This is a genomic window from Caulobacter sp. AVps16 (assembly GCF_058681455.1).
The window spans coordinates 3,321,713-3,346,912 of record NZ_CM178739.1 but is presented as its reverse complement, the minus strand read 5'-3'; the positions used below and the strand labels follow the sequence as shown (position 1 = coordinate 3,346,912).

22 protein-coding genes are annotated in these 25,200 nt (G+C 67.1%); 9 read left to right on the top strand and 13 right to left on the bottom strand.

Annotated features, from left to right (window positions below; genetic code table 11):
- Positions 1–202: 202 nt before the first annotated feature.
- The gene (gene mtnP, locus ACW17U_RS16105) at positions 203–1,084 is read left to right on the top strand and encodes an S-methyl-5'-thioadenosine phosphorylase (RefSeq protein ID WP_492053774.1); all 882 of its coding nucleotides are present in this window, start codon (positions 203–205) and stop codon (positions 1,082–1,084) included.
- Here mtnP and ACW17U_RS16100 read toward each other — a convergent pair.
- The 3 genes from ACW17U_RS16100 to ACW17U_RS16090 are packed head-to-tail and all read right to left on the bottom strand — an operon-like array spanning position 1,062 to position 3,311.
- The gene (locus ACW17U_RS16100; protein WP_492053772.1) at positions 1,062–1,664 is read right to left on the bottom strand and encodes a TIGR04282 family arsenosugar biosynthesis glycosyltransferase; all 603 of its coding nucleotides are present in this window, start codon (positions 1,662–1,664) and stop codon (positions 1,062–1,064) included. The genes mtnP and ACW17U_RS16100 overlap by 23 nt on opposite strands.
- Positions 1,654–2,346: a TIGR04283 family arsenosugar biosynthesis glycosyltransferase gene (locus ACW17U_RS16095; protein WP_492053770.1), complete on the bottom strand. Its 693-nt coding sequence runs from the start codon at positions 2,344–2,346 to the stop codon at positions 1,654–1,656. Before ACW17U_RS16095 ends, ACW17U_RS16100 begins: the two co-directional genes overlap by 11 nt.
- Positions 2,343–3,311 (bottom strand): radical SAM protein, encoded by a 969-nt coding sequence (locus tag ACW17U_RS16090; protein WP_492053768.1) that lies wholly within the window; start codon positions 3,309–3,311, stop codon positions 2,343–2,345. Before ACW17U_RS16090 ends, ACW17U_RS16095 begins: the two co-directional genes overlap by 4 nt.
- Before the next feature lie 163 nt (positions 3,312–3,474).
- Here ACW17U_RS16090 and ACW17U_RS16085 point away from each other — a divergent pair, with 163 nt between their 5' ends.
- Both ACW17U_RS16085 and ACW17U_RS16080 read left to right on the top strand, forming a co-directional pair.
- Positions 3,475–4,290: a DUF1499 domain-containing protein gene (locus ACW17U_RS16085; RefSeq protein ID WP_492053766.1), complete on the top strand. Its 816-nt coding sequence runs from the start codon at positions 3,475–3,477 to the stop codon at positions 4,288–4,290.
- 52 nt (positions 4,291–4,342) lie between these two features.
- Entirely contained in the window at positions 4,343–5,479 is a 1,137-nt protein-coding gene (locus tag ACW17U_RS16080) for an NAD(P)/FAD-dependent oxidoreductase (RefSeq protein ID WP_492053764.1), read from the top strand.
- A gap of 127 nt (positions 5,480–5,606) precedes the next feature.
- On the opposite strand, the gene ACW17U_RS16075 is transcribed toward ACW17U_RS16080, so the two are convergent.
- The 8 genes from ACW17U_RS16075 to ACW17U_RS16040 form a co-directional block, all read right to left on the bottom strand.
- Positions 5,607–7,028: a dihydrolipoyl dehydrogenase family protein gene (locus ACW17U_RS16075; protein WP_492053762.1), complete on the bottom strand. Its 1,422-nt coding sequence runs from the start codon at positions 7,026–7,028 to the stop codon at positions 5,607–5,609.
- The gene (locus tag ACW17U_RS16070; RefSeq protein ID WP_062142948.1) at positions 7,025–7,741 is read right to left on the bottom strand and encodes a TVP38/TMEM64 family protein; all 717 of its coding nucleotides are present in this window, start codon (positions 7,739–7,741) and stop codon (positions 7,025–7,027) included. Before ACW17U_RS16070 ends, ACW17U_RS16075 begins: the two co-directional genes overlap by 4 nt.
- A complete protein-coding gene (locus tag ACW17U_RS16065) occupies positions 7,741–8,547 on the bottom strand; it encodes a DUF547 domain-containing protein (protein WP_492053760.1) in 807 nt (268 codons plus the stop codon). Before ACW17U_RS16065 ends, ACW17U_RS16070 begins: the two co-directional genes overlap by 1 nt.
- Positions 8,548–8,692: 145 nt before the next feature.
- Complete coding sequence (locus ACW17U_RS16060; RefSeq protein WP_492053758.1) at positions 8,693–10,699, bottom strand: TonB-dependent receptor; 2,007 nt, start codon at positions 10,697–10,699, stop codon at positions 8,693–8,695.
- 551 nt (positions 10,700–11,250) lie between these two features.
- Complete coding sequence (locus tag ACW17U_RS16055) at positions 11,251–12,330, bottom strand: sensor histidine kinase (protein ID WP_492053756.1); 1,080 nt, start codon at positions 12,328–12,330, stop codon at positions 11,251–11,253.
- Positions 12,323–13,021, bottom strand: a complete 699-nt coding sequence (locus ACW17U_RS16050; protein WP_492053754.1) for a winged helix-turn-helix domain-containing protein — start codon at positions 13,019–13,021, stop codon at positions 12,323–12,325. Before ACW17U_RS16050 ends, ACW17U_RS16055 begins: the two co-directional genes overlap by 8 nt.
- A 139-nt stretch (positions 13,022–13,160) precedes the next feature.
- Positions 13,161–13,634, bottom strand: coding sequence for a Spy/CpxP family protein refolding chaperone (locus tag ACW17U_RS16045; RefSeq protein WP_492053752.1), 474 nt, complete (start codon positions 13,632–13,634; stop codon positions 13,161–13,163).
- 433 nt (positions 13,635–14,067) lie between these two features.
- Positions 14,068–14,748: a TorF family putative porin gene (locus ACW17U_RS16040; protein WP_492053750.1), complete on the bottom strand. Its 681-nt coding sequence runs from the start codon at positions 14,746–14,748 to the stop codon at positions 14,068–14,070.
- A 132-nt stretch (positions 14,749–14,880) separates the two neighbouring features.
- Between ACW17U_RS16040 and ACW17U_RS16035 the strand changes: the two genes are divergently transcribed.
- On the top strand, positions 14,881–16,935 hold the full coding sequence (locus ACW17U_RS16035) for a hybrid sensor histidine kinase/response regulator (protein ID WP_492053748.1): 2,055 nt from the start codon (positions 14,881–14,883) through the stop codon (positions 16,933–16,935).
- A gap of 184 nt (positions 16,936–17,119) precedes the next feature.
- On the opposite strand, the gene ACW17U_RS16030 is transcribed toward ACW17U_RS16035, so the two are convergent.
- Complete coding sequence (locus ACW17U_RS16030) at positions 17,120–17,512, bottom strand: acyl dehydratase (protein WP_492055752.1); 393 nt, start codon at positions 17,510–17,512, stop codon at positions 17,120–17,122.
- Positions 17,513–17,623: 111 nt separating this feature from the next.
- Here ACW17U_RS16030 and ACW17U_RS16025 point away from each other — a divergent pair, with 111 nt between their 5' ends.
- Positions 17,624–19,783 carry a protein-disulfide reductase DsbD family protein gene (locus tag ACW17U_RS16025; RefSeq protein WP_492053746.1) on the top strand — a complete coding sequence of 720 codons (2,160 nt, stop codon included), beginning with the start codon at positions 17,624–17,626 and terminating at the stop codon, positions 19,781–19,783.
- A gap of 69 nt (positions 19,784–19,852) precedes the next feature.
- On the top strand, positions 19,853–20,464 hold the full coding sequence (locus ACW17U_RS16020; RefSeq protein WP_492053744.1) for a redoxin domain-containing protein: 612 nt from the start codon (positions 19,853–19,855) through the stop codon (positions 20,462–20,464).
- A 22-nt stretch (positions 20,465–20,486) separates the two neighbouring features.
- Here the strand turns inward: ACW17U_RS16020 and ACW17U_RS16015 are convergent, their stop codons facing one another.
- Positions 20,487–20,966 (bottom strand): hypothetical protein, encoded by a 480-nt coding sequence (locus ACW17U_RS16015; RefSeq protein WP_492053742.1) that lies wholly within the window; start codon positions 20,964–20,966, stop codon positions 20,487–20,489.
- Between the two features lie 108 nt (positions 20,967–21,074).
- Here ACW17U_RS16015 and pgi point away from each other — a divergent pair, with 108 nt between their 5' ends.
- The 3 genes from pgi to hisS all read left to right on the top strand — a co-directional run bounded on the left by pgi (position 21,075) and on the right by hisS (position 25,198).
- Positions 21,075–22,694, top strand: coding sequence for a glucose-6-phosphate isomerase (gene pgi, locus ACW17U_RS16010; RefSeq protein ID WP_492053740.1), 1,620 nt, complete (start codon positions 21,075–21,077; stop codon positions 22,692–22,694).
- Between the two features lie 261 nt (positions 22,695–22,955).
- Positions 22,956–23,210: a hypothetical protein gene (locus ACW17U_RS16005; RefSeq protein ID WP_062142969.1), complete on the top strand. Its 255-nt coding sequence runs from the start codon at positions 22,956–22,958 to the stop codon at positions 23,208–23,210.
- Between the two features lie 443 nt (positions 23,211–23,653).
- Complete coding sequence (hisS, locus tag ACW17U_RS16000) at positions 23,654–25,198, top strand: histidine--tRNA ligase (RefSeq protein WP_492053738.1); 1,545 nt, start codon at positions 23,654–23,656, stop codon at positions 25,196–25,198.
- Positions 25,199–25,200 lie beyond the last annotated feature (2 nt).

Below are 25,200 nucleotides of genomic sequence, written 5' to 3'. Positions count from 1 at the left end.
CATGGTAGCGCGTGCGGACAGGGCGGACCGCCTCGGGTGAGCGGTCAAGATATCGGAACGGGCCCTTCATCCCCGGCCACCATCGGCTCAAATTGGGGTCCCCGAAACCTGGGCTGCCAATGCCCCTCGGGCTTGCAAGGCCAGCCTGTCGCATCGCCGCCGGATGACGTATCAAGGATGCCTGGGTTCAGAGAGGAACGGCATGAAGGACTGGGTGATCGGCGTCATGGGCGGTTCGGGCCTGTACGACCTAGACGGACTTTCGGATCGGGAGACCCTCCGCCTGGAGTCGCCGTGGGGCGCGCCATCCGACGATCTGGTCACCGGAACCCTTGAAGGGGTCCGCCTGGTCTTCCTGCCGCGCCACGGCCAGGGCCATCGCATTCCACCAAGCGCAATCAATGCCCGGGCCAATATCGATGTTCTGAAGCGGGCGGGCTGTACTGACCTGGTCTCGGTTTCGGCGGTCGGCTCGTTGCGGGAAGACCGGCCGCCCGGGACCTTCGTCGTGGTCGATCAGTTCATCGACCGGACCGTCGCGCGGCCTGCGTCCTTCTTCGGCCCGGGGCTGGTCGCCCACGTCTCGATGGCCGATCCGGTCTGTCCGAGCCTGTCGTCCGCAGCGGCGACGGCGGCGCGCGCGGCGGGCACCGTGACGGTCGAGGGCGGCGTCTATGTCGCCATCGAAGGCCCTCAGTTCTCGACCCGCGCTGAAAGTGAGCTCTACCGCGCCTGGGGATGTTCAGTGATCGGCATGACGGCGATGCCGGAGGCCCGCCTGGCCCGTGAGGCGGAGTTGCCCTATGCCAGTGTTTGCATGGTCACCGACTATGACTGCTGGCGAGCCGATACGGCCCATGTCGAGGTCGCGGGGGTCCTGGCCACCATGAAGGCCAATGCCGAGACGGCGCGGCGGATGCTGACCGAGCTGGCGCGCGGCCTGCCTCAGGCCCGGCCGGCCTCACCGATCGACACGGGCCTCGACCAGGCGATCGTCACCGATCCTTCGACCTGGGATCCGGTCCTGGCCGGCAAGCTGGCGGGGATCTGCCCCAGGCGGTTCAGCCCCGGCGCGCTTGGCTGAGATAGCGCCGAAGCGACGGCCCGTCATCGACGTCCTCCTGAAGCCTTAGCAGGGCGACGGGGAGGGTCTGCATGTTGGCCACGGTGTCGGCGAGGGCGTGCTGGGTCGACCAGCGGACGCCTTCAAACGGCAGATGCATCCGTGGCCGACGGCGAAGACCGATCAGCCAGTAGCCGCCATCGCGGGCCGGGCCGAACACGGCGTCGTGCTGGCCGAGCGCAGCAAAGGCCCTTGCGACGTCCTGACGTGTCACGGTCGGGGTGTCGGCGCCGAGGATGACCACCGGTCCGCGCGGCAGGGCCCGGACGACCCGTTCCAGCTTCTCGCCCAGATGGCCTGGTCCCTGGGGAATGACTCGGGCCGGTGCCGCCCAGTCCGTCGGCCGGTCTGGCGAAACGGCAATCCACAGGGTCCAGCGCGGGTCGCGGCCCAGGGTGCGACGCAGACGCGCCAGAGACGCCCGGGCGAACCGGACAGCCTCCAGGTTCCCGACATCTGCGGCGAGCCGGCGCTTGCCCACGCCGTAGCGCGGCTGCCGGCTGAACAGCACCAGATGCTGCTGGGTTGGTTCAGCGCCCATAGAGCGTCGCGATCCGGGCCGGGGCGACGCCCAGAAAATAGAGCGCCAGGCAGCGCAGGTTCAGGGCGCTCTGGCGGACCCAGCCGCGGCGACGCCAGCGCTCGGCCGAGGTCACGGCTGCGCCGTCGAGCCCGCGAAGTCGGTGGCGGCCCAGGCGGCGCGCCAGGTCGACATCCTCCATCAGGGGCAGGGCGGCAAATCCCCCGACCTCGGCATAGAGGTCGCGATGGATCAGAAGGCCCTGGTCGCCATAGGGCAGGGCCAGGAGGGCGACCCTGAGGCCGACGCCCCATTCCAGCAGTCGAGCCTGCCAGGCGGCGTCGTCGAGCTTGAAACGGAAGGCGCCAGCCCATCCCTGCCGCTGGGGGGCGGCGATATGGTCGGCCAAGGCCACCCAGGCCGCCGCGTCGAGCCGGGTATCGGCATGCAGGAACAGCAGCCATGGGCTGGTGGCGGCCTCGGCACCGAGGGCGAGCTGAAGGCCGCGCCCTGGGGCAGAGTGCAGGACCCGCGCGCCCTGGGCGGCGGCGCGGGCGACGGTGTCATCGACAGAGCCGCCGTCCACGACAATCACCTCACCCACCGCAGGCAGGGTAACCAGGGTCTGGGCCAGGCGTTCGCCAGCATTGAGCACGGGCAGGATCACGGCAAGGTCCTCCAGCCCAGGGCCAGGTGACGTCATGGCGCGCTGCAGCTCGCACCGCCCAGGACGCAAAACTGGGCACAGAAAGGATGGTTCAGCTGAACGGCGCAGGAGGCCTGTGCCAGGGTCCGGCCCAGTTCGAACTGGGGATCGTATGGCGTCAGGGTGCAGGCGACGACGGCGGCCTCGGCCGCGTCCTTGCGGCGCACGACCATGCGGCTTGTGGCGCACATCATCTGGTCGGGTGCCCGATCGAGAATTTGCCAGCAGGCCTCGGTGATCTCCGGCACGGCGCGGTCCGCTTCCATCTCGGGAAACAGCACCAGGGTCGACCGGTCCTCGGCGTCGACAGCCTGGCCGCGTGCGCGAAACAGCTCGCCATAGGCCTGCCGCGCGGCGGCCTCGCTCTCGTCGGCCAGTCGACGACCGGCGATCGCGACACGAAGGCCTTGGTCGCGCAGCCAGTCCAGACCCTCCCAGGCCTTGTCCCAGGATCCTGTCCCGCGCTCGGCGTCGTGGACCGCCTGGGTGTGATGGTCGAGGCTGACCCGGAAGGTCAGGCGGTCGCGATGCGGTCGCGCCAGATCGCTCAGACGCTCGCCCCACCGCAGCATCGGGCGCATGGCATTGGTCAGGACCAGAACCTGATGGCCCGCACCGAGGGCGGCGTCGAGCATGGCCAGGATGTCCGGGTTCATGAACGGCTCGCCGCCGGTAAAGCCGATCTCGCGGGTCGGCAGGCCGGTCTCGGCAATCTCGGCGAGATAGCGGGTGACGTCTTCCAGGCTCAGATAGGCCAGGGCGTCATTGGTCGGGGAACTCTCGATATAGCAATTGACGCAGGCGATGTTGCACAGGGTCCCGGTGTTGAACCACAGGGTTTCCAGCGCGGTCTGGACGACCGAGGCACGGGGCGATCCGTCCGCCGTGACGAAAGGGTCCACGAAGCGGCCGGGCCCGGCGGCGGCACGATGGGTTGCGAAGGGCGAGGCGGTCGTGGTCATGGCGTCCATTGTGCCAGTTTCGAGCCTTTCGTCCCAGAGCCGAGCGGGTCGACCGACCAGATTCAGCCTGGGCGGTGCAAGGGTTTCACCGGGTCGTCTGGAAATCGGGCTCTGGCGTCGCGGCGAGGTTCGTGGAACGGTCGCCGGACAGAGGAGAACCATCATGCTGTCGAGATCGAAATTCGCCGGGATAGCCCTGACCTTGTCCCTGCTGGTCCCCGTCTGGTTCCTGGTCTCCGCCCTGGGGGTGAAGTTTGGCCTCTGGTCCTGGCGCATCGGGCTTGGCGTGCTGATCATTCAGTGGGGACCGCGCCTGCTGCTGGCCGCGGCTGTAATCGCCCTCGTCGCCCTGATCCTGGTTCTGATCCGCCGTCCCCGGGCCGCATGGGCGGCGGCGCTGGTCGCCCTGATCATTCCCGCGAGCGGCCTGGGCTATCTGGGCTGGGTGCGGGCCCAGGCGGCAAACATCCCGCCGATCCACGACGTCACCACCGACATTGCCGATCCGCCGGCCCCGAGCCCGGCCCTGCTGTCCATCCGGACGGCGGCGGAGGCCAATCCCGTCGCGGACCTGCGGGCACCCCTCACCGCCGTAGACCCCTACCGCGATCCCCGGTTCGCCAAATATGGCAGCAAGAGCCTGGGGCAGGTCGGCCATGACGCCTATCCGGGGCTGCGGACGGCCGCTTTGGATGCCGCACCTTCAACAGCCTTTGCGGCAGCGCTCAAGGCGGCCAGTGCCATGGGCTGGACGGTAGTGACCCAGGACCCGAAATCCGGCGTGATCGAAGCAACCGCGGGGACTTTCTGGTTCGGTTTCAAGGATGATGTCGTCGTGCGGGTGCGTTCGGGCACCGGAGGGCAGGGCTCCAGGGTCGATGTGCGCTCCATCTCGCGCGTCGGGTTGAGCGATCTGGGTGCCAACGCCAAACGCATTGAAACCTATCTGGCGCGGGTTTCGGCAGGACTGAAAACCTGAGACGCGCGCCGCGACAGGGCGTTTCCATCTGCGTTCTTGAGGCGCGGCTCGCGTGACGGCGCGATCGGTGACCCTGGTCGGGGCGGGCCACGCCCATCTGCACGTCGTGCGGCAAGCCGCCCGGCTGCGGGCCGCCGGGCTGACGGTGACCCTGATCGCGCCCGAGTTGTTTCACTATTCGGGGCTGGCCAGTGGCGTGCTCTCAGGCGCGCTGGCTCTGGATGAGGCGCAGATCGATGTGGCGGCCCTGGCGGCGGCATTCGGCGTGCGCCATCTGGCCCAGTCCGTTGTGGCGGTTGATCGTGCCGCACGCATCCTGACCCTGGCCGATGGCACCACCGAAACCTATGACCGCCTGTCGCTGAATATCGGCAGCGTAACCGCTGATCCTCACGGCCTGGTCGGCAGCCCTGGCGTCTGGCCGGTCAAGCCTCTGTCGCAGCTGTTGACCCTGCGCGCCCGAATCGAGGCGCAGGCGGCGGCGGGCGCTGCGGCGCCGCGGATCGTGGTCGCGGGGGGCGGCCATAGCGCGCTGGAACTCGCCGCCAGCCTCTGCGGCCTTGTCGCGCGGTGTGACGGACGGCCCCAGGTCACGGTGATTGCGCCCAGCCACGGGGTTGGGCTTCCGCCCGCCGCCTGGTCCCGGCTGTCGGCGGCCCTGGCTGAGCGGGGGACCGTTTTTCGGTCCGGCCTTGTCGTGGCGCGAACGGTCGACAGCGTTCGACTGGCCGATGGCGCGCTCGAGCCCTGTGACATCCTGGTGTTGGCGGCCGGGCTCTCTGCCCCGCCTCTGATCGGCCAGCTCGGACTGCCGCTGGACGGACAGGGCCGGCTGCGGGTCATGCCGACCCTGCAGGCCATTGGCGACCTCGCCATCTTCGCCGTCGGGGACTGCGCCGTGATCGAGGGCTACGCGCGGCCGGCGGCAGGCGTCTTCGGCGTTCGCGCGGCACCGGTCCTGCTCAACAACCTGGCGGCCCAGGGTCATGACCGGCCCACCCGGCCCTACCATCCGCAGGCCCGCTGGCTGGCGATCATGGATCTGGGCGATGGTCAGGGCCTGGCGGTGCGCGGCCGGCTCTGGCTGCTGGGCCGGGCCGCGCTGGGGTTGAAGCGTTATCTCGATCTCGGCTTTATCCGGCGCATGCGGGCACCGCCGGCTTCAAGACCTCAGAGCATTTTCCGATAAGTGTGAAACGGTTATCGGATCGAAAAATGCTCTAAACTTTTGATTTAGAGCCCTTTTCGCCCGACCCTGATGAAGCCATCAGGTCGGAAAGGGCTCTAGCCAAGGCCGCGCGGTCGCGGCCCTTCCATCAGGCGAAATGCTTCAGGATCGCCACCAGCCTGCGTGTGCGGTCAGAGAACAGGGCCGGGGTGTACCATTGGCCGGCCAGACGCTTGCCGATCTCGCCCCGGGTGGGATAGGGCGCAATCATGCTGGTGATCTGGCTGAGCTTGAGCCCCGCCGACATCACCAGCGACCACAGATGGATATGGTCGCCGGCCTGACGGCCCACGAGGGTGACGCCGAGAATCTTGCCCTTTTTCGTCGTGACCAGCTTGCCGAAGCCCCGCGTGTCGCCCTCGGCGATGGCCCGGTCATTTTCAGCAAAGTCGAAGTGCTCGACGCGCAGGTCATCGCCATGGATCGCACGGGCCTCGGATTCGCCCAGCCCGATCGAGGCCAGTTGCGGATCGCAATAGGTGATCCTCGGCGTCTGCAGGGCGTCGGCATTGACCGGCAGGGCGAAGATCGTCCGGCGCACGACCAGCGAGGCATGCGCGCCGGCCAGATGCGTGAACTGACCGCGACCGGCGGCGTCGCCGACCGCATAGACGCGCCGGTTGCTGCTGCGCAGGGACTTGTCGGTGATGATGCCGTTGCGGTCGGTCTCGACGCCCGCCTTGTCGAGGTCCAGTCCGCTCAGGGCCGGGCTGCGCCCGACCGCGACCAGAAGGTGCGAGCCTGTGACCGTGCGGGTCTGGCCATCGGCCTCCACCTCAACCACGGGACCGGACGTGATCCGCGTGGCCTTGCTGCCGGTCATGACCTCGATGCCGTCTGCGCGGAGCTGGGCCAGAACCACAGCGGCGGCCGCCGGGTCTTCGCGTCCCAGCAGGGCATTGGCCTCGATGATCACCACCTCCGAGCCCAGGCGGCGGAAGGCCTGGCCGAGCTCGACGCCGATCGGGCCGCCGCCCAGGACGATCAGGCGTTCGGGCAGGGTCGTCAGGCCAAACAGGGTTTCATTGGTCAGGTAGGGGACGGTGTCGAGGCCGGGAATCGGTGGCACGGCGGCATGGGAGCCGGTGGCCACGATGATCTTTCGCGCCCTGACGCGCAGGCTGTCGCTGGCGACGATCCGATCACTGACGAAGCGGGCGGCCTCGCGCACCACATGCACGCCCAGCCCTTCGAAGCGCGCCTGACTGTCATTTGGCGCGATGGCCGCGATGGCGGCGTGGACATGGGCCATGACCTTGGAGAAGTCGATCGACACCTCGCCGACCTGGATGCCGAGCGCCGAGGCGGCGTGAGCCTGATGAGCCGCGTCGGCCGCTGCGATCAGCGCCTTTGAGGGAACGCAGCCATAGTTGAGGCAGTCGCCGCCCATTTCCCCCTTTTCGAACAGCACCACCTTGAGGCCCAGTTGAGCGGCCCCGGCAGCGACGGACAGGCCACCCGCGCCCGCGCCGATCACGACCATGTCGACCTTGAGGGTTTTGGATGTCACAGGGCGTTTCCGGTTCTGGCGCGGCGGCGTTGATAGAGGGTGGTGCCCAGCGAGAGCAGGCCGAGGCCGATCAGGGGCAGGAGGACTCGGGGCTCGAAGATCGCACCGGCGTTCGGCGTTTCGCCGCGGGCGATCAGATCGCCGATCCCGGCACCGATGCCGCTATAGATGAAGGTGGCGGGCATGATGCCCAGGAAGGTGGCCAGGGCATAGGCACGCAGTGGCGCATGGGCCAGGGCGGCGGCGATATTGACCATCCAGAAGGGTGCCAGGGGCACCAGCCTGAGGGTCAGGATATAGCCGAAGGCCCCGGCCTGAACGCCATCGATGACCGCCTTGAGCGTCCCACCCGAGGCCTCGGCGCGCCGGCGCAACACCTCGCCCAGCGAGGTGCGGACCGCATAGAACACCAGAATAGCCCCGATCGTGGCCCCGACCACGGTCGCCCCGCCGCCGATCCAGGGGCCAAACAGATAGCCGCCCGTGAGGGTCAGGACCAGGCCCCCGGGCAGGCTGATCGCCGTGGCCACGGCATAGACGGCCATGAAGCTGAGCAGGGCCAGGATCAGGTGTTCGCCGACAAAGGCCCGCAAGGCCGCTTCATGGGTCCGCAGGGCCTCGAAATTGAGGTAGCGGGTCACGCCGCTGGCAAACACGGCGACCACCAGGACCGCGAGAAGCAGCAAGGGAAGAAAGCGTCTCAGCAGGCTCATCAGCGGTTTTCCATGGCATTGATCGACCAGTTATAGGTGTCGCCAGCGATCCGGTCGACCTGGAGAAGGCGGGCCTTGAGGGGCGCTGCCGCATAGGCGGCGAGGTGGCCGATGATCCGTGGGTCAGACCCGCCGAAATCACGCGAATACCATTTGTAGATTGAGGACACGGTGAGCGCCGCGCCCTTGAAAGTCACGCCGCGGGGATGATTGACATAGGCGCGCGCGGCGGTGTCCAGCGTCGGACCCAGTCCCGCACCCCGCCAGGCTTTCCGTGGCAGATTGGGGCAACTGAACGAGGCGCAGTTGACCGCATAATGGACGCGCGGATCCGACCATCCCTTGCGCAGAATTCCGTGCTCGATGTCATCCAGCGAGAGGTCGACACCGCGAACCCGGGCGACGGTCTTCTTCCACGGGCCGGCGACCAGCAAAGATGAACGAATGTCCCGGATCGACCTGACCGGCCAGGCGTCGATGACCTCGCGAAGGGTCAGGGCGTTGTAGAGATTGGCCCAGAAGGCGAACTGTTCCGGCCGGTTCAGGGCTCGGGGATCCACGGCCGACAGGCTGTCGATATAGCGGCCTAATCCGGCGCGGTCGGGGTTGGATCGACGCCAGCCGGCATAGTCGACCCGCACCACCCCGTCGTTTGCATCGTGGGTCCAGCGGGCCAGCAGGGCGTCAAACGCGGCATGGTCCACCGTGGCGCGCCCGGCCTGACCGTCTGCGAAGACCGCCAGATCCCGGGCTGCGGCGGGACGGGCGATCAGGCCCGTCGCCAGTCCGGCTCCGGCGATGATCAAGCCGCGTCTCTTCAGGTCGGCCATGCTCGGAACCTCGCAGGTGAAGACTTTAGAGTCGGCCGCCCCGACGCCACAGTCTCCGAGCCTAACTGGACGTTAGACCAGATTAGGCCACCGCGCCTTCAACCTTCGGCGAATGCGATGCTCAGAACCGCCCGCTGATGGTCAGGCGCGCATTCAGCGGCGCGCCTGTCGAGATGTTGGCATTGTTGTGGGCGTCCGGGAAATAGGTCTCATCGAACAGGTTTTCGACATTCAGCTGGACCTGCACGCTGTCTGAAAGATCATAGAAGGCGGCGGCATCGACGCGGACGAAGCCGGGCAGTCGCGTGGTCGCATGACTGGTCCGGATCGCTGCAAACTGGTCGGACTGATGGGTGACGCCCAGGCCGAGACCAAGCCGGTCGGTCAGGTTGAACCGGTTCCAAAGACTGAACTGCTGCTCGGGTACCTGGGCAAGCCGCACGAAGTCATTGCCTGCGAGCACGGCGTCCTGCCACACATAGCCGGCGCTGACCTGCCATCGGCTGTTGATATTCCCCGTCGCGGCGAGTTCCAGCCCTGTCGTCCGGGTCTCGCCCACATTGATGCTCAGCGCGGGGTTGTTCGGGTCGGGGGTCGTGGCGTTTGTCCGGTCAAGTTCGAACACGGCCGCCGTCAGGATCAGGTTCGACCGCACCTGCCATTTCAGACCGAGCTCCCTGTTGTTGAAACGCTCAGGCTCAAGGTTCTGTTGAATTGTCGAGAGGGTGAGAAACTGGTCGCCCGCGCGGGGCAAAAAGGAACGGCTGTAGCTGGCATAGAGTGACATGCCAGGCTTCGGCTTGAAGATCAGGCCAAGACGCGGCGACACCTTCTCGTCCGTGCGCGAAAACGGGCGGTCGACAGCGGGCTGAAGATCGACGCCGTCGATAACGAACCGGTCGAACCGCAGACCGGCGACGATGTCGAACCGGTCTCCAACGCTGACCTGGTCCTGGACATAGGCCGATACGGTCTCGACGGTCGAAACCGTGTCGCGGGTCAGAGCGCCAAAGGTGACAGCCGGAAACACCGGATTGGCGAGGCTGAAGGTGGCGTTTGCCAGGACCCCGTTGCGGCGCTGATTTGCGGAGGTCTGATCGCCGTACTCAAGTCCAAACAGGATGCGGTGGTCCAGGGGCCCGGTGTTCGTATCCCAAAGCAGATTGCTCTGAACGAGAAGGTTCTCGCGGGTCGTCGGGTCGGTATAGGCCGCCAGGGGCACGCCCCCCGTCTGGCTCGTCGCCGGGCCATTGGGGTAGACGTTGGTATAGACCTTGTCGAAATCGCCGAAGAGAACGGTGGTCGAAACCGAAAGGCCCGGGGCAATTTCGCCGTCGATCCGGCCCTTTAGGATATGGGCTTCCAGGCTTGCCTGATTTACGCCGGGCACCCCGAAAAACTGGTCGCGGTACCCCTCGATCGGTCGGCCGTTCAGCGATGGCACACCCCGGTCGGTGACCCGCTCGTCATTGACATATTCGTAGGAGAGGCCGGCGCGCCAGCTGCCACCGAGATCCGCAGCCAGATAGGGGTTTACGGCAAACCTCTGGCCCTCAAAGGCGTCCCTGTGGTTGGCCATTTCCTCGTAAACGGCATTCAGTCGGAAGGCAGCCCTCTCGCCCAAGGGCGTATTGACGTCAGCCGAGATGTCAAAGGCCCCGAAGCTGTTGGTCGACAGCCGGCCACCGGCAAATGGAGCTGCCCCGTTGGGCGTTTTCTGGACCCGGTTGACGATGCCGCCCCCGCCGCCCCGGCCGAAGATCAGAGCATAGGGTCCCTTCAGCACCTCGACACGTTCGAGGTTGTAGAGGCCTCGGTAGTACTGGACGTCGTCGCGCACGCCATCGAGGAAGAAGTCGGCGGTCGTGTTCTGGCCGCGGAGCGTGATCTGGTCACGGTTGCCTTCGCCCTGGCCTATGGTCACGCCGGCGACGTAGCGCAGGACATCGGACAGGCTGTGGGCGGCCTGATCATCCAGCTGTTCTCGCGTGACCACATTGATGCTTTGCGGCACATCGATCAGCGCGGTGTCAGTCTTCGTGGCCGTCACGGAGTTGACCGCGACATAGCCCCGTGTCTTGCCCGTCACGATGATGGTTCCCACCTCCGTGGCCATATCCCGGGCCATGGCGCCTGTCGGCAGGATTGCAGCCATAGCGGCTGAGGCCACAAGAAAACGCATCGCGAGTAGATACCTGACCAAAGAAAGCGCGGCCCTTCTACTGCGACCGATTATCAATATCAATACGAACGCCTGCGTAATTTGTGGCCAGGTCAGGTATCGCAGGGACGAAGAGTAATCGTAGCGAATGGGTCAGCGTGACCCTTGGCAGGGCGCGCGACTGACTTGATCACTGCGTAGAATTTCCGGTTCCCGGAGCGATTCCAGTGTCTGCTGATGGCGCAGCCCCGATCAGCGGCCAGCGCCCATGGCGGGCGGGAATGTTGACCTCCAGGTCGTCAGGACGGGGTGGTTGCAGACCTTTCCGACAACGGCACAGCGGACGCTGATCGCCGTTCAAGACCGCTTCGCGTTCCTAGCCTCAGCGGGCGAGCGGCTTTGAGCTGCGCCCAATCCATCCACGTCGTTTTTCGAGCGCTGTGCACTAACCAGCCCTGGAGCCCGAGGCGGCGGACGCGCCTTCTCGACGGGGGACGGAGATCTCTGACGCCGCCCTATCAGGCCTTGAAAGCAGAAGGCGCGGGAGCGCTCGGCCGTTGCTGTCCCAGGGCGCGTGGCAGGGTCACGCGGAAGCAGCCGCCGCCGCTCGGGTGTTCGACACAGCACACATCGCCACCGTGGCGACCGACGATCTGGCGCACCAGGCTAAGGCCGAGGCCATAGCCGCCGTCAGCTTCGCTGGCGCCGGGTGCCCGATAGAAGGGTGCAAAAATGGCCTCGCGCTCGCTCTCCGCCACGCCGGGTCCCTGATCGCAGATCTGGAGCAGGACACCTGCGGGCGAGCACGACGACAGCCTGGCGCTGATCGGCGTCGAGCCGCCATGACGGCGCGCGTTTTCGAGGAGGTTGCGAACCATCCGCCTCAGCAAGGCTGGATCGCCCTCGACCTCAATGGGCTCGGCGGAGAAGTCTGCTGCAACACGGGCGCATTCCTCGGCCACCAGCGCCGTGAGGTCGACGCACACCACGGACCTGCCTGCATCGGTCGCCGCCTCGAGCCGACTTGCGAGCAGCACCTCTGCGATCAGCTGATCCAGTTCCGCGATGTCGCGCGTCAGCTCAGCGCGGATCCCCTCAGGGGCGCTGTCCTGCAACAACTCAATCGCCATGCGAACCCGCGCGAGCGGCGACCGCAATTCATGGGAGACATTCGCCAGCAGCGTCTTCTGCGCGCCCATCAGCGCCTCCACGCGAGCGGCCGAAAGGTTGAAGCTGATCGCAAGCTGCGCCACTTCATCGCGCCCCTCGACGGCGACCCGAGCTGACAGGTCGCCCGCGCCCCAGACGCCGACGCTCGCCTGCAGACGCTCCAGGCGGCCAGTCAGGCGGCGCACAACGGGATAGGCGGCTGCCGCGACCACCATGGCGATCACCGCCAGCAAGACCAGCATGGCGGCATGGGCGTGGACGCCCAGCAGCAGCACGGCCGGTGGCCGGCCGTAGCGCAGGTGCGCCATCCCGAACAGGACGGCGGCGGCCATCAGGCTGGCCACCAGCGCCAGGTAGATCCGCACGTAAAGGCGCTGACCGAGCTGCGGACGCCGAATCCCGACCGGAGCGTCGCTGGGCTCAACCATCCTGCACCCTCGCAAAGACATAGCCCGAACCGCGCACGGTGATGATCCGCTGAGGATGCTTGGGATCGTCCTCAATAATGGCGCGTAGACGCGCGATGTGGACGTCGATCGATCGGTCAAAGGGTTCGTGCGCCTTTCCCTTCAGCGCGTCGATCAGCTGGTCGCGCGACAGCACGCGTCCGGCCCGCTCGGCGAGAACAGTCAGAAGGTCGAACTGATAGGCGGTGAGCGTACAGGGACGTTCATCAAGCAGAACAGCGCGCGCGCCGCGATCGATCTCGAGGCTGCCGAAGCGAAGCGGTGCTGGGGTCGTCGAGTTTGCCAGCCGCGGCCGGCGCAGGACTGCGCGCAGCCGAGCCAGCAGTTCCCGTGGCTCGAAGGGTTTGGGAAGGTAGTCGTCTGCGCCCATTTCGAGCCCGATGATGCGGTCGAACGGATCCCCCTTGGCGGTCAGCATGACGATTGGCATCGAATCCGCGGGCGGCACGAGCGCGCGGATACGCCGGCAGATGTCGAGACCGTCGCCGTCTGGCAACATCAGGTCCAGCAACACTGCGGCGAAACGCCCGGCTGCATCACCGCTCAGTGCCGCCAGGCCTGCCTCACCGTTCGCGGCATGAACGACCGCATAGCCATTCTGGACGAGATAGGTGTCCACCATTGTCGCAAGGCGCTGATCGTCCTCAATCATCAGAATGCATTGGACCATGAGGGAACTCTCGACCGCGGTAGGGCTGTCTCTCAAGGAGCCTACAGGCTTCGCTCGCCCCGCGAAGCCTGTAGGCCCGTTCCGCTGCCGTGGACGTCCACGGCATGGACTGCGGGTGTGCCTAACGCCCTTTGTGACCTGCGGCCAGCCGCGCGCGCTGATCCGGCGTCAACACCTCGGCTGCATCGGCGAGCGCGCCGAACATGTGCTTGGACAGGCCATCGATCTGACGCACCTGCTCGACACGCAAGCTTTCCAGTGCGGCCCGGTCGATCGTCGGCCGTAGCAGCAAGACGTGGGTTCGCCTGTGCGTCTCCTGAAACTGCTCATGGAGGGCGCTGACATCCGCGTGGACAGTTCCTGCGAGTGCGTTCAGGCGGTCCCTTTGGTCTGGTGTGCCGTCGGGCAGCATCTTGTGAAGATGGCGGTCCATCGCCGCCGGATCGGTCGCCCGACGGTGTTCCGCCATCCCGTGCAGCCCGTGGCGGGTATGGCCCTCCTGGGCCAAACCTGCGCCGGCCAGGCAAGCCGTTGCGCCTGTCGCAGCCAGCAAACCCGCCAGCATCACGCGCCGTCCCAAAGTCCTGTCCATCATCAAAGCCTTTCGGTGGTGAACTGCCGAAGACAGTCCTCCGGCATGACCTGTATGGCGGCGCGCCTTTGCTGGCGGATGTGTGCAGGGTTAAGTTTTGTAAAGTCGGGCAGGCCCGCCGACGACCCTCTACAACCGGTTCCGACGCTGGACGATCAAGGGCGTTTGGCGGTGGCTGTTTGCGGCTCTGGTCGAGTACAGCCCCGACAACCCGATCCGGGAGCCTACAGGCAGCGCCATCTCGTCGAGGGGGTGTTCTGCAGACTCAAGGACCGCACCGCTTCGCCACTCGCGACGACGAGCTTGCAGCGACCTAGGCCAGCACCGTGTCCATCGTCGCCATTATCCTGTGGTGGACCCAGCGAGTCTGGAGCCTAGGCTTGGCGCGACAGGGCTTCGGGCCTGCCGGCATCGGTGTTGGCCGGATCCGTCAGAGCTAAAACTTGAGCCCGAGACTCACGACCAATGCGGCGCTGCTCTGGTTGCTGTCGACGTAACTGGCCGAGGCCTGAACCTGCCCAAGCTGGCGACTCGCCGTCAGCGACCAGTCGATCTTGTCGGAGGCGAAGGCACCGTCTTCCTTGCCAAGCCGCGCTGAGACCGCAACCGGCAGGCCCGAGCCGTCATGGTCCAGGCCCAGCCAAGCATAGCGATTATCCCGATCGAGGGCGTGCTGTTCGGGGCTGTAGGCGAGCCCGACAAGGCCGGTCCACGACCCGAAATCGCGTGAGGCCTGCACCGGGAACTCGAGGTAGTTCACGTCCTGTCCACCGGGGTAGGTGTAGGCGGCTGCGGATATATCGAAATCCAGACCGGCGGCCGCGAAGGTCCAGCCGATCGAATAGTCGAGTTCGACGGTGGCACCCTTCCCTTCGAGGTCTTGGCCGTACTCATCGATGGTCGAGGCAAACACGTTGCCATACACGCCGCTACCGTGGCTGATGGTCAGATTGGCCTGAAGCGCAGGCTTGCGATCGGACAGCGAAAGGCCGCGAAACCGATAATCGGTGACGGTGCCAATCTCGGCCTCGATGTCCAGCGGCCCCGCCAGAACGGGCTCCGCGGCCAGAAAGCCCAGGAGTGCGGCAATCGTCGCGGAGAGTCGAAAAGATGACATGAGAAGCCCGCCCTGTAGCCCTTCTTACCGTAAACAATTAGGGGTCATTGGATAGGATTGGAAAGTCGACGTGCGCCATCTCACCTTAGAGGTTGTTAGATAGTTCGAGCCCTATTGGCTCGTGAGGGGACTATGCCAGACGGAGCCGAGCGAAATCGTTTGCAAGTGCGACGAATTGCGGCTGCCGCCTCTTTGGCGGCCTTGGTCGTGTTCGCAAGTGTGACGGTGTTGGCCGCCTTTGCTGTGAGAGCTGTCGATGACGCACAGCGGGCCAGCGAAACCAGATTGCTCCAGCGTCGAGTGGATCGAACGCTCGAAATCCTGCGTGAAAATGTTGTCTCGGCCAGTGTCTGGAACGACGCTGCAGCGGCAATGGCTCGACGTGACTGGGTCTGGGTCCAGGCCAATTTCGGCGACTACTACGCGGATTACATGAAGCATGACCTGACCTTGGCGTTCGATGCCGATGGTCGCCTGGCCTATGCCTCGCGTTACAGTGAGCAGACTTCCTTGGAGAGCGCGCGCGCGTTCGCCGCTGCGGTCGCGCCCCTCGTGACACAGGTTCGCGCGCGCGGCGCGACGATGAAGCAAGCCAGACGAACGGGGCTCGAAAGTGTTTCCACGCGTGAAGCCTTCATCGTCGCGGAGGGCGCTCTTTACGCGGTTTCGGCCTCGACGATCGTCGCCGAGGACCAGGAACACCAGACGAAGGCCCGGTTCGACCCTGTCGTCGTGTCCGCGCGGAAAATGTCAACTGTAGTCGGTGAGCTTGAGCGGGAGGTATTGGTGCAGGGGGCCCGCCTTTCGCCGGTGGACGCACCCGCTGGCGCTGCCGTCGAACTGGACGGCATAGATGGCCGGCCCCAGGCGAAGATCACCTGGCAGCCCGCCAAGCCGGGCTGGGACACGCTGGCCGACAACGCGCTGATCCTTCTTTTGATCTCCGGCGTGCTGGTTGCGGTCTGTGTCGCGGCGGTCTGGCGCGGCGTAGGCCTGATCAAACAGCTTGAGCGGAATGAAATCGCCCGCGATCTGGCCCTGGCCAAGGCGCAGGAGGCGTTGGCGGCGAAGACCGTGTTCCTGGCCAATATGAGTCATGAGCTGCGCACCCCCCTGAACGGCGTCATCGCCGTCGGTGAGATGTTGCGTGATCGTCAGGCTGCGGACGAAAGCCGGAACATGGCCGAACTCATTGTGGCGTCGGCCCGGGTTCTGGAGCGTCTGATCAATGATGTGCTGGACACCGCCAAGATCGATGCAGGCCATATGCGGCTTGATCCCGCGCCGTTCGTTCTTGAGCATCTGGTCCGCGACGTCGCCGACCTGCATGCTGCTGCTGCAGGCCGGAAGGCGCTGACCCTGACCTGGAAGGTTAGCTCGCGGGCGAAAGGCGTTTATCTCGGTGATCAGACACGCCTTGCCCAGATCCTCTCGAACCTTCTCAGCAACGCCGTCAAGTTCACCCTGACGGGCCAGATTAGGCTGACCGCTCGGCCCACGGCGGACGGCGTGCGCTTCTATGTCTCGGACACTGGTGCCGGCTTCGAGCAATGCGACGCGACACGACTGTTCCGTCCCTTTGAACAGGCCGATGCTTCGACCACCCGCCGTTACGGCGGCACGGGTCTGGGTCTTGCGATCTGTCAATCGCTCGTCTCGCTGATGGACGGGCAGATTGCCGTGCGGTCGGCTCCAGGCCGGGGTGCCGTCTTCGCGATCACCATTCCGATTGCGCGGACCAAGGGTCAGGGAGACGTAGACCAGAATCGACTCGAGGCCGTGAGCCACGGGCCGGGGTCCTTGCGGATCCTGCTGGCGGAAGATCATCCCACCAACCAGAAGGTCGTGGCGATGATCCTGGAGCCCATCGGGGCCGAACTCACCATCGTTGGCGATGGACGCGCGGCGGTGGAAGCGGCCGCCAGCGGAGCGTTCGATCTGATCCTGATGGATATTCAGATGCCTCTGATGGACGGGTTGGAGGCCATGACGCTGATCCGCCAGGCCGAGCGGGCGAAGGGCCAGCGAACGCCGATCATCTGCCTGACGGCTAATGCCGGGGAGTTCCAGGCGCGCGCCTGCCTGGACGCGGGGGGCGATATGCATGTGCCCAAACCCTTCCGCGCGAAGACCCTGCTCGAGGCCGTTGATCGGATGTTGTCGAATGGTCCCGGCGATCAGGTCTAGCGGCAGGCGGTTTGCCAAGGTCCGCCTGCCGGCCAACGGCAGCTCATGCAGCTACCGCGTCATTCAGAGTGGCGAGCCCGTACGACCGTCGCGACCCCGAACGGACTATCCTCACGACCGCCCCCGTTGGCGGCGGAGGGCATGAAGCCAAAACCTGTCTCGTCTCCCTGAACCAGCCCGCCCCCTATCGCGCGAAAATGCTCCGGGTCAGGCACGAGAAGACCAGCCGGCCCGCCTCGTCGAGCAGGTCGTGCTGGGCGATGATCATGCCCTTGCCTTCGCCGACCGGGTCCTTGCCCATCACCGTCATCCGGCCGCGCAGCAGTTCGCCGACCGGCGGATTGCGCATCCAGCGCAGGGCGTCGACGCCCAGGCGCTTGGTCTGGGGCCAGGCGGCGCTGGACTCGGCGTCGAGGCGCGACCAGATGGCGAAGATCATCACATCGGGGGCCCCGTTCTCGACCGGCCAGCCGGGGGCGAAGGCGGCGATGAAGCCCTCCAGCGCCTTGGCCTCCACGGCCCGCGTGCCCAGGGAAACGACCTGGCCAATCTCGATATCGTCGAAGGCGGCGGGCATGGCTGAGGTCTCATGATGAATCGTCATCGACTGTCCATGCTCGCTCGGCGCTTGTCGAGAGCGTGTGGGCGGGCCATGTGTCGCTGACGCGGTTTGGCTCGGGCAGGCTTCATGTTGATCCGGAAACTTCTTGTGGCGGTGCAGGCCGTGTTTCTGGCCGGCCTGATCGCCGGCTCGGGCGGCGGGGCGGCCCTGGCCGGGCCGGTCAATACCGGCCACATCGAAGCCGAACTGGTGGCCCAAGACGCCGCCGCCGTGCCCGGCGCGACGATCTATGTCGCCCTGCGTCAGAAGATCCAGCCCGGCTGGCACACCTATTGGCGCAATCCGGGCGATGCCGGTGCCGCCACCGAGATTGTCTGGACCCTGCCGGCCGGCTGGAGCGCCGGCGACATCGTCTGGGCCACGCCCGAACAGACCCGGGTCGGGCCGCTGCTCGACTATGCCTATAAGGGCGAGGTGCTGCTGCCGGTGCCGATCACCGTGCCGGCCTCGGCCAGGCCGGGCTCCACCGTCACCCTGAAGGCCGCGGCCAACTTTCTGGTCTGTGAGGAGATCTGCATCCCCGAGGATGCGGTCCTGACCCTCGACCTGCCGATCGTGGCCGGAGTGCCCGGTCCCGATCCGACATGGGGCGCGGTGGTGGCCAAGGCCCTGGCCGATGCGCCCAAGCCCGCCGGGCTCAAGGCCGTGTTCAAGCGCGACGGCACCGCCCTGACCCTGGCCGTGACCGGCGCGCCCCTGAAGGGGGCCGACCTGGCCGGGGCCTATTTCTTCCCCTATTCCGGCAAGGTCATCGACCATGCCGCCGCCCAGACCATCGAGCGCGGACCCGAGGGCCTGACCTTGGGCCTGACCCCGGGCTATGACTTTACCAGCGGAACGCCGCCGACCGAGCTGGCCGGGGTTCTGGCCCTCAAGGGTCAGGCCTATGAGATCACGGCGACGCCCGGCGAGCCGCCCGCCACGGCCGCCGGGCTCGGCCCGCCGCCGGCCGCTGCCGGACCCCTGGACGTCAAGGCCCTGGCCACGGCCCTGGTCTTTGCCTTCCTGGGCGGACTGATCCTCAACCTGATGCCTTGCGTCTTCCCGGTGCTGTCGATGAAGGCCGCCAGCCTGGCCGGTCATGCCCATGATCCGGGCAAGACCCGCCTGCAGGGCCTGGCCTTCCTGGTCGGGGTGGTCGCCACCTTCCTGGCCCTGGCCGGACTGCTGATCGCGGTGCGGGCCGGGGGCGCGGCCGTCGGCTGGGGCTTCCAGCTGCAGTCGCCGGTGGTGGTGGCGAGCCTGGCCCTGGTCATGCTGCTGGTGGCCCTGAACATGTCGGGGGTCTTCGAGTTCGGCACCTCCGTCCAGGGCGTCGGCGGCAGCATCTCGGCGCGCGGCGGCGTCACCGGCGCCTTCTTCACCGGGGCCCTGGCCGTCGTGGTCGCGGCCCCGTGCACGGCACCGTTCATGGCCGGGGCTCTGGGCTTTGCCCTGACCCAGCCGCCCCTGATCTCGCTGTCCGTGTTCCTGGCCCTGGCCCTCGGCTTTGCCGCCCCGTTCGTGATCCTGGCCTTCGCCCCGTCGCTGCTGGCCCGCCTGCCGCGACCCGGCGTCTGGATGGACACCCTGAAGAAGGGCCTGGCCTTCCCGATGTATGGCACGGCCGCCTGGCTGGTCTGGGTGTTCAGCCAGCAGGCCGGATCGCTCGCGCTTGGCCAGGTCTTCGCCGCCGCCGTGCTGGTCGGGTTCGGGGCCTGGTTGTGGGGTCATGCCCAGACCCGGCGCGCCGTGGGCAAGCCCAGCCGGGTTTCGCTGGTTCTGGCGATCCTGGCCCTGGCCGGGGCGATCGCCCTGACGGCCCTGACCGTTCAGGCCGCGCCGCCGGTCACGAGCCAGGCCGCCACCGGGGCCGCGTCGGCCCCCAGCGGCCCCGGCCTGACCGCCGAGCCCTGGTCGCCGGAGCGGGTCGCCGCCCTGCAGGCCGAGGGCCGGCCGATCCTGGTCGACTTTACCGCCGCCTGGTGCGTGACCTGCCAGGTCAATGAGAAGGTCGCCCTGTCCGGGGCCGCCGTCGCCCAGGCGTTCCGGGACCGGAATGCCGTCCTGCTCAAGGCCGACTGGACCAATCGCGACGCCACCATCGCCGCCGCCCTGGCCGAGCATGGCCGGGCCGGGGTGCCGCTCTATCTGGTCTATCCGGCCAAGGGCGGCCCGCCGGTGATCCTGCCGCAACTGCTGACCGAGGGCCTGGTCATCGAGGCGATCGAAAAGGCCGCCGGCTAGTTCCAGAGACCGCTGAACCATGGCAGTCTGGCCGGGCGAGGGGGAACTCTGTCTTTTCTGGAGCTCGCTATGTCCAAGATTACCCGCCGTCTCGTGGCTGCCGGTCTGCCGCTGGCGGCCCTGAGCCTGCCCGGTCTGGCCCACGCCCGGCCCGCGCCGGCCTTCACCGCTGTCGATCTCGACGGCAAGACCCGCTCCTTGGCCGAGTTCCGGGGCAAGACCGTGGTCCTCGAATGGGTCAATGAGGGCTGCCCCTATGTGAAGAAGCACTATTCCGGCAACATGCAGGGCCTGCAGCAGGCCGCCACGGCCGACGGTGTGGTCTGGCTGAGCATCGTCTCGTCCGCGCCCGGCAAGCAGGGCCACTTCGCGGACGGCAAGGCAGCCCGCACCTGGATGACCGCCAGGGGCGCGAAGCCGACCACCCTGCTGCTGGATCCGGACGGCGTGGTGGCAACGGCCTACAAGGCCAAGACCACGCCGCACATGTTCGTCATCGATAGGGCCGGGACGGTGGTCTACGAGGGCGCCATCGACGATATCCCCAGCAACAAGGTCGAGGACCTGCCCCGGGCCAAGAACCTGGTGGCGGCGGCCCTCGCCGACGTGAAGGCCGGCCGCAAGGTGGCCACGCCCTATGTCCAGCCCTATGGCTGCGCGGTGAAGTACAAGGACGCCTAGGGGGACGCGTAGGGGATGCCGCTCAGGCCGCCGGTTGCGGCGGGGCGGTGATCACCTCGACATTGTCATTGAGCAGATAGACCATGTCGCGCAGGGCCAGGTCCTGCTCCTTGACGGTCCTGGCGGCGCTCATGGCCGCCAGCTTTTCCGGCAGGTCCTGGCTGATGCCGCGCAGGATGCATTTGAGGTCGTCGACCGCCCCGCGCGCCTTCAGGGTGAGGTGGCCCTTCATGTCGAGGGCCGACAGTTCGGCGATCCCGGTGCCGAAGGCCTCGGCGCCGGGCAGGGCCACGGCCGGGGCGGCGGGGTCGGCGGCAAGCGACTTGCGATAGGCCTCGGCCTGGGCCTTCAGCCCGCCGGCCCGGCGCACGATGTCGGCAAACAGCGGCTCGCCGGCCACCGAGGCGGGTGCGCTGAGGGCCGGCACGGCGTTCGGCGCGGCGGCCGGGCCGGTCGAGGCCAGCCACAACAGGGCGGAAAAGGCGATCGCATCGCAGGACATGGGACTCTCCCCGCGAAAAACGTCATTGGTCTGCATGACGCCGCGGCAGGGGTTTGATAAGTCCGCCCCGGTAAACGCCGATTTACCAAACCCGCAAGGAACTGACCCATGGCCGATCTCGACGCCGCCTGGACCCGCCTGGAAGCCGCCGCCCGGGCCGCCGGTGACAAGCGCATTGTCGAGATGTTCGACGCCGAGCCCGACCGCCTGGCCAATCTGACGCTCGACGTCGCCGGTCTGCATATCGACCTGTCGAAACAGGCCTGGGACGAGGCCGGTCTGGAAGCGGCCCTCGACCTGGCCCATGCCGCCGATGTCGAGCGGGCCCGGGCCCGGATGCTGGCCGGGGAGGCGATCAACAGCTCCGAAGGCCGGGCCGTCCTGCACACCGCCCTGCGCGCCGCCGCAGATGCCGACATCAGGGCCCAGGGCGTGCCGGTCATGGCTGAGGTCGAGACCGTCCGTCAACGGATGAAAGCCTTTGCCGAAGCCGTCCGCTCCGGCGCGATCCGGGGCGCCACCGGCAAGCCGTTCAAGGCCATTCTGCATATCGGCATCGGCGGCAGCGACCTGGGTCCCCGCCTGCTGTGGGACGCCCTGCGCCCGGTGAAACCCGAAATCGACCTGCGTTTCGTGGCCAATGTCGACGGGGCCGAGTTCCTGCTGACCACGGCCGATCTCGACCCGACCGAGACCCTGGTCATCATCGTCTCCAAGACCTTCACCACCCAGGAGACCCTGGCCAATGCCGGGGCCGCGCGGGCCTGGCTGGCTGAGGCCCTCGGCGAGGAGGCGGCCGGCCAGCACCTGGCCGCCATCTCCACCGCCCTCGACAAGACCGCCGCCTTCGGGATCAGCGACGAGCGGGTGTTCGGCTTCTGGGACTGGGTCGGCGGCCGCTATTCCCTGTGGTCCTCGGTCAGCCTGTCGGTGGCCGTGGCCTGTGGCTGGGAGGTGTTCGAAGGTTTCCTGGCCGGTGCCGCCGAGATGGACGCCCACTTCGCCGGCGCCCCCCTGGAGCGCAATGCCCCGGTCCTGCTGGCCCTGGCCCAGATCTTCAACCGCAACGGCCTCGACCGCCGGGCCCGCTCGGTTGTTCCGTACTCGCACCGCCTGCGCCGCCTGGCCGCCTTCCTCCAGCAGCTGGAGATGGAGAGCAACGGCAAGTCGGTCGGCCCCGACGGCCAGCCGGCCAGACGCGGCACGGCCACCGTCGTGTTCGGCGACGAGGGCACCAATGTTCAGCACGCCTATTTCCAGTGCATGCACCAGGGCACCGACATCACGCCGATGGAGCTGATCGGCCTGGCCCGATCCGACGAGGGCCCGGCCGGCCAGCATGAAAAGCTGCTGTCCAACCTTCTGGCCCAGGCCGAGGCCTTCATGGTCGGCCGCACCACCGAGGATGTCCGCGCCGAGCTGGTCGCCAAGGGCGTGCCGGAAGCCGAGATCGCCACCCTGGCCCCGCAGCGCACCTTCGCCGGCAATCGTCCGTCCACCCTGCTTCTGCTCGAGCGCCTGACGCCCCGGACCTTCGGGGCCCTGATCGCCCTCTATGAGCACAAGACCTTCGTCGAGGGGGTGATCTGGGGCATCAACAGCTTCGACCAGTGGGGCGTCGAGCTGGGCAAGGTCATGGCCGGCCGCATCCTGCCGGAGCTGGAAAGCGGTGCCGTGGGCCGCCACGATCCCTCGACGGCAGCCCTGATCGGGCGGCTGAAGGTCTAGGCAACGCCGACCACTCGCCCCCTCCGCGCTGACGCGCTCCTCCCCCGGAGGGGGAAGATGAGAGCGTCTTCCCCCTCCGGGGGAGGACGACCGCGAAGCGGTCAGGAGGGGGCGAGTCTGGCGGTCACAGGTCTCCGTCCTCTCCCGCCCAAGACCGATTGACTCCGGCGCGCCACGGAGGGAGAACAAAGCGCGAACCAAGGAGCCCTTCATGCCCACCCAACGCCCCCGCCGGCGCGTGCGAACCCGCGTGTGCCCGCCATGAGCCCGCGCAACAGCCGCGCCGGGATCGCCGACCCGGAACGCTTCTTCGACGGCCTGCGCCCGGCCCGCCAGGCCTGTATCGACCAGCTGCGCAACCTGCCGCCCACCGGGCCGCACTATGCGATGATGCGGGTGATCATCGCCGCCCTCGACGTCGCCGCCGAGTTCTTCACCCATCGCCGCGACTTCTTCCTCAGCGCCAGCCCGGACATGCTGGGCAGCCGGGCGGGGCGGGGGGAAGCGCCGGAATAAGCCCTTCTCCCCTTGCGGGAGAAGGTGTCCGCGAAGCCGACGGATGAGGGGTTGAAAGTCCGACCGGAAAGACCCGCGCGACCCCTCACCCGACCCCGGACTTCGCCGGGGCCACCCTCTCCCGCAAGGGGAGAGGGGATGCGACCGCCCCCGATCGCCCCAGGTCGGAGCCTGCCTTACAGCTCTTTCAGGCTGTGCTGGCCAAGCTTCGGCAGGCTTGCCATCCGCCACCCCTTCCCCCCCGTCGCCCTATCCGCTATAGCCCGCCCGCAATGACCCGCACGCCGCACCATCACGGCCGCCACCACCATCCGACCTCGCCTCGCGGGATCGGCCGGGTCCGCTCGCTCTAGAAGCAAGCCCCCTGCCTGAGCCCCGCCTAGCGGATGGGGCTTTGCTGCAAGCGCCATCCGTCGAAGCCTTTGAGTATCCAAGGACCGACGATGACTGATCCCGTAAAGACCGACGAAGCCCAGACCTTCCGCCCCGAAGCCCGCGCCCCGCGCGGCTTTGCCGACAAGCGCGCCCGCGACCTGCGGGCCGAGCGGGCCATTCTGGAGGCGGTGTCGAAGGTCTATGAGCGGCACGGCTTCGAGGCCCTGGACACCGGGGCCTTTGAATATGCCGACGCCCTGGGCAAGTTCCTTCCCGACAGCGACCGTCCCAATGAGGGCGTCTTTGCCCTGCAGGACGATGACGACCAGTGGATGGCCCTGCGCTATGACCTGACCGCGCCCCTGGCCCGGTTCGCGGCCCAAAACTGGGAGACCCTGCCCAAGCCGTTCCGCCGCTATGCCTATGGGCCGGTGTGGCGCAACGAGAAGCCCGGCCCCGGCCGCTTCCGCGAATTCATCCAGTGCGATGCCGACACCGTGGGCTCGGCCCGGCCCGAGGCCGATGCCGAGATCATCGCCATGGCCGTGGCCGGTCTGGAAGCCGCCGGCCTGCCAGAGGGGCAATCTGTCATCCGGATCAATCACAGGAAGTTGCTAAACGGCGTTCTGTCAGCAAACGGGATCACAAGTGCTGCTCAAACTACGACGGTGCTTAGGGCCATCGACAAGCTCGACAGGCTAGGGATCGAAGGAGTTAGGCTTCTTCTGGGAGAGGGCAGGAGGGATGAAAGTGGCGACTTCACTCGGGGAGCCCAACTGGGCGCTGCAGCAAGCAATGCAATAGTTGAATTCCTCTCCGTAGCCACATTCGAAACTGCTCAGTTCGAGCCTGCGACGTTCCCAATAGAGACGCATCAGCCTGCGATTTTTTCTTACAATACGTTTGATAAAGTCGCTGCGCTCAATGTTGCCTCGCCCGAGTACGACGCCGCGCTCTCGGAAATTGACAGCATTATGAGTACGCTGAAAATGCTGGGCGTATCCCCGCGTCAAGCTGTGTTCGATCCCTCCATCGTCCGGGGACTGGAATACTATACCGGCGCGGTGTTCGAGGCCGAGCTGTTGCTGTCGACCACCGACGAGAAGGGCAACAAGGTTTCGTTCGGCTCAATCGGCGGCGGCGGCCGTTATGACGACCTGATCGCCCGCTTCACCGGCCAGCCGGTGCCGGCCACGGGCTTTTCGTTCGGGGTGTCGCGTCTGGCCTCGGCCCTGCGGGCGGCAGGACGCGAGCCCGGCGGCACGGCGCGCGGGCCGGTGGTGATCATCAATTTCGACCAGGCCCATATGGGCGAGTATTTCGCGGTCGCCGCCGACCTGCGCAATGCCGGGATCCCGGCCGAGGTCTATCTGGGCACATCCGGCATGCGGCCGCAGATGAAATATGCCGACCGCCGGATGTCGCCGGCCGCCATCATGCTGGGCGGTGACGAGATCGCGGCCGGCACGGTGACGATCAAGGACCTGGACCTGGGCCGGGAACTGGCCGCGGGCGTGGCCGACAATGCCGCCTGGAAGGCCGAGCGTCCCGGCCAGCAGACCCTGCCGCGTGGCGAGCTGGTCGCTGCGGTCCGCAAGATCCTGGAGGGCTAGGT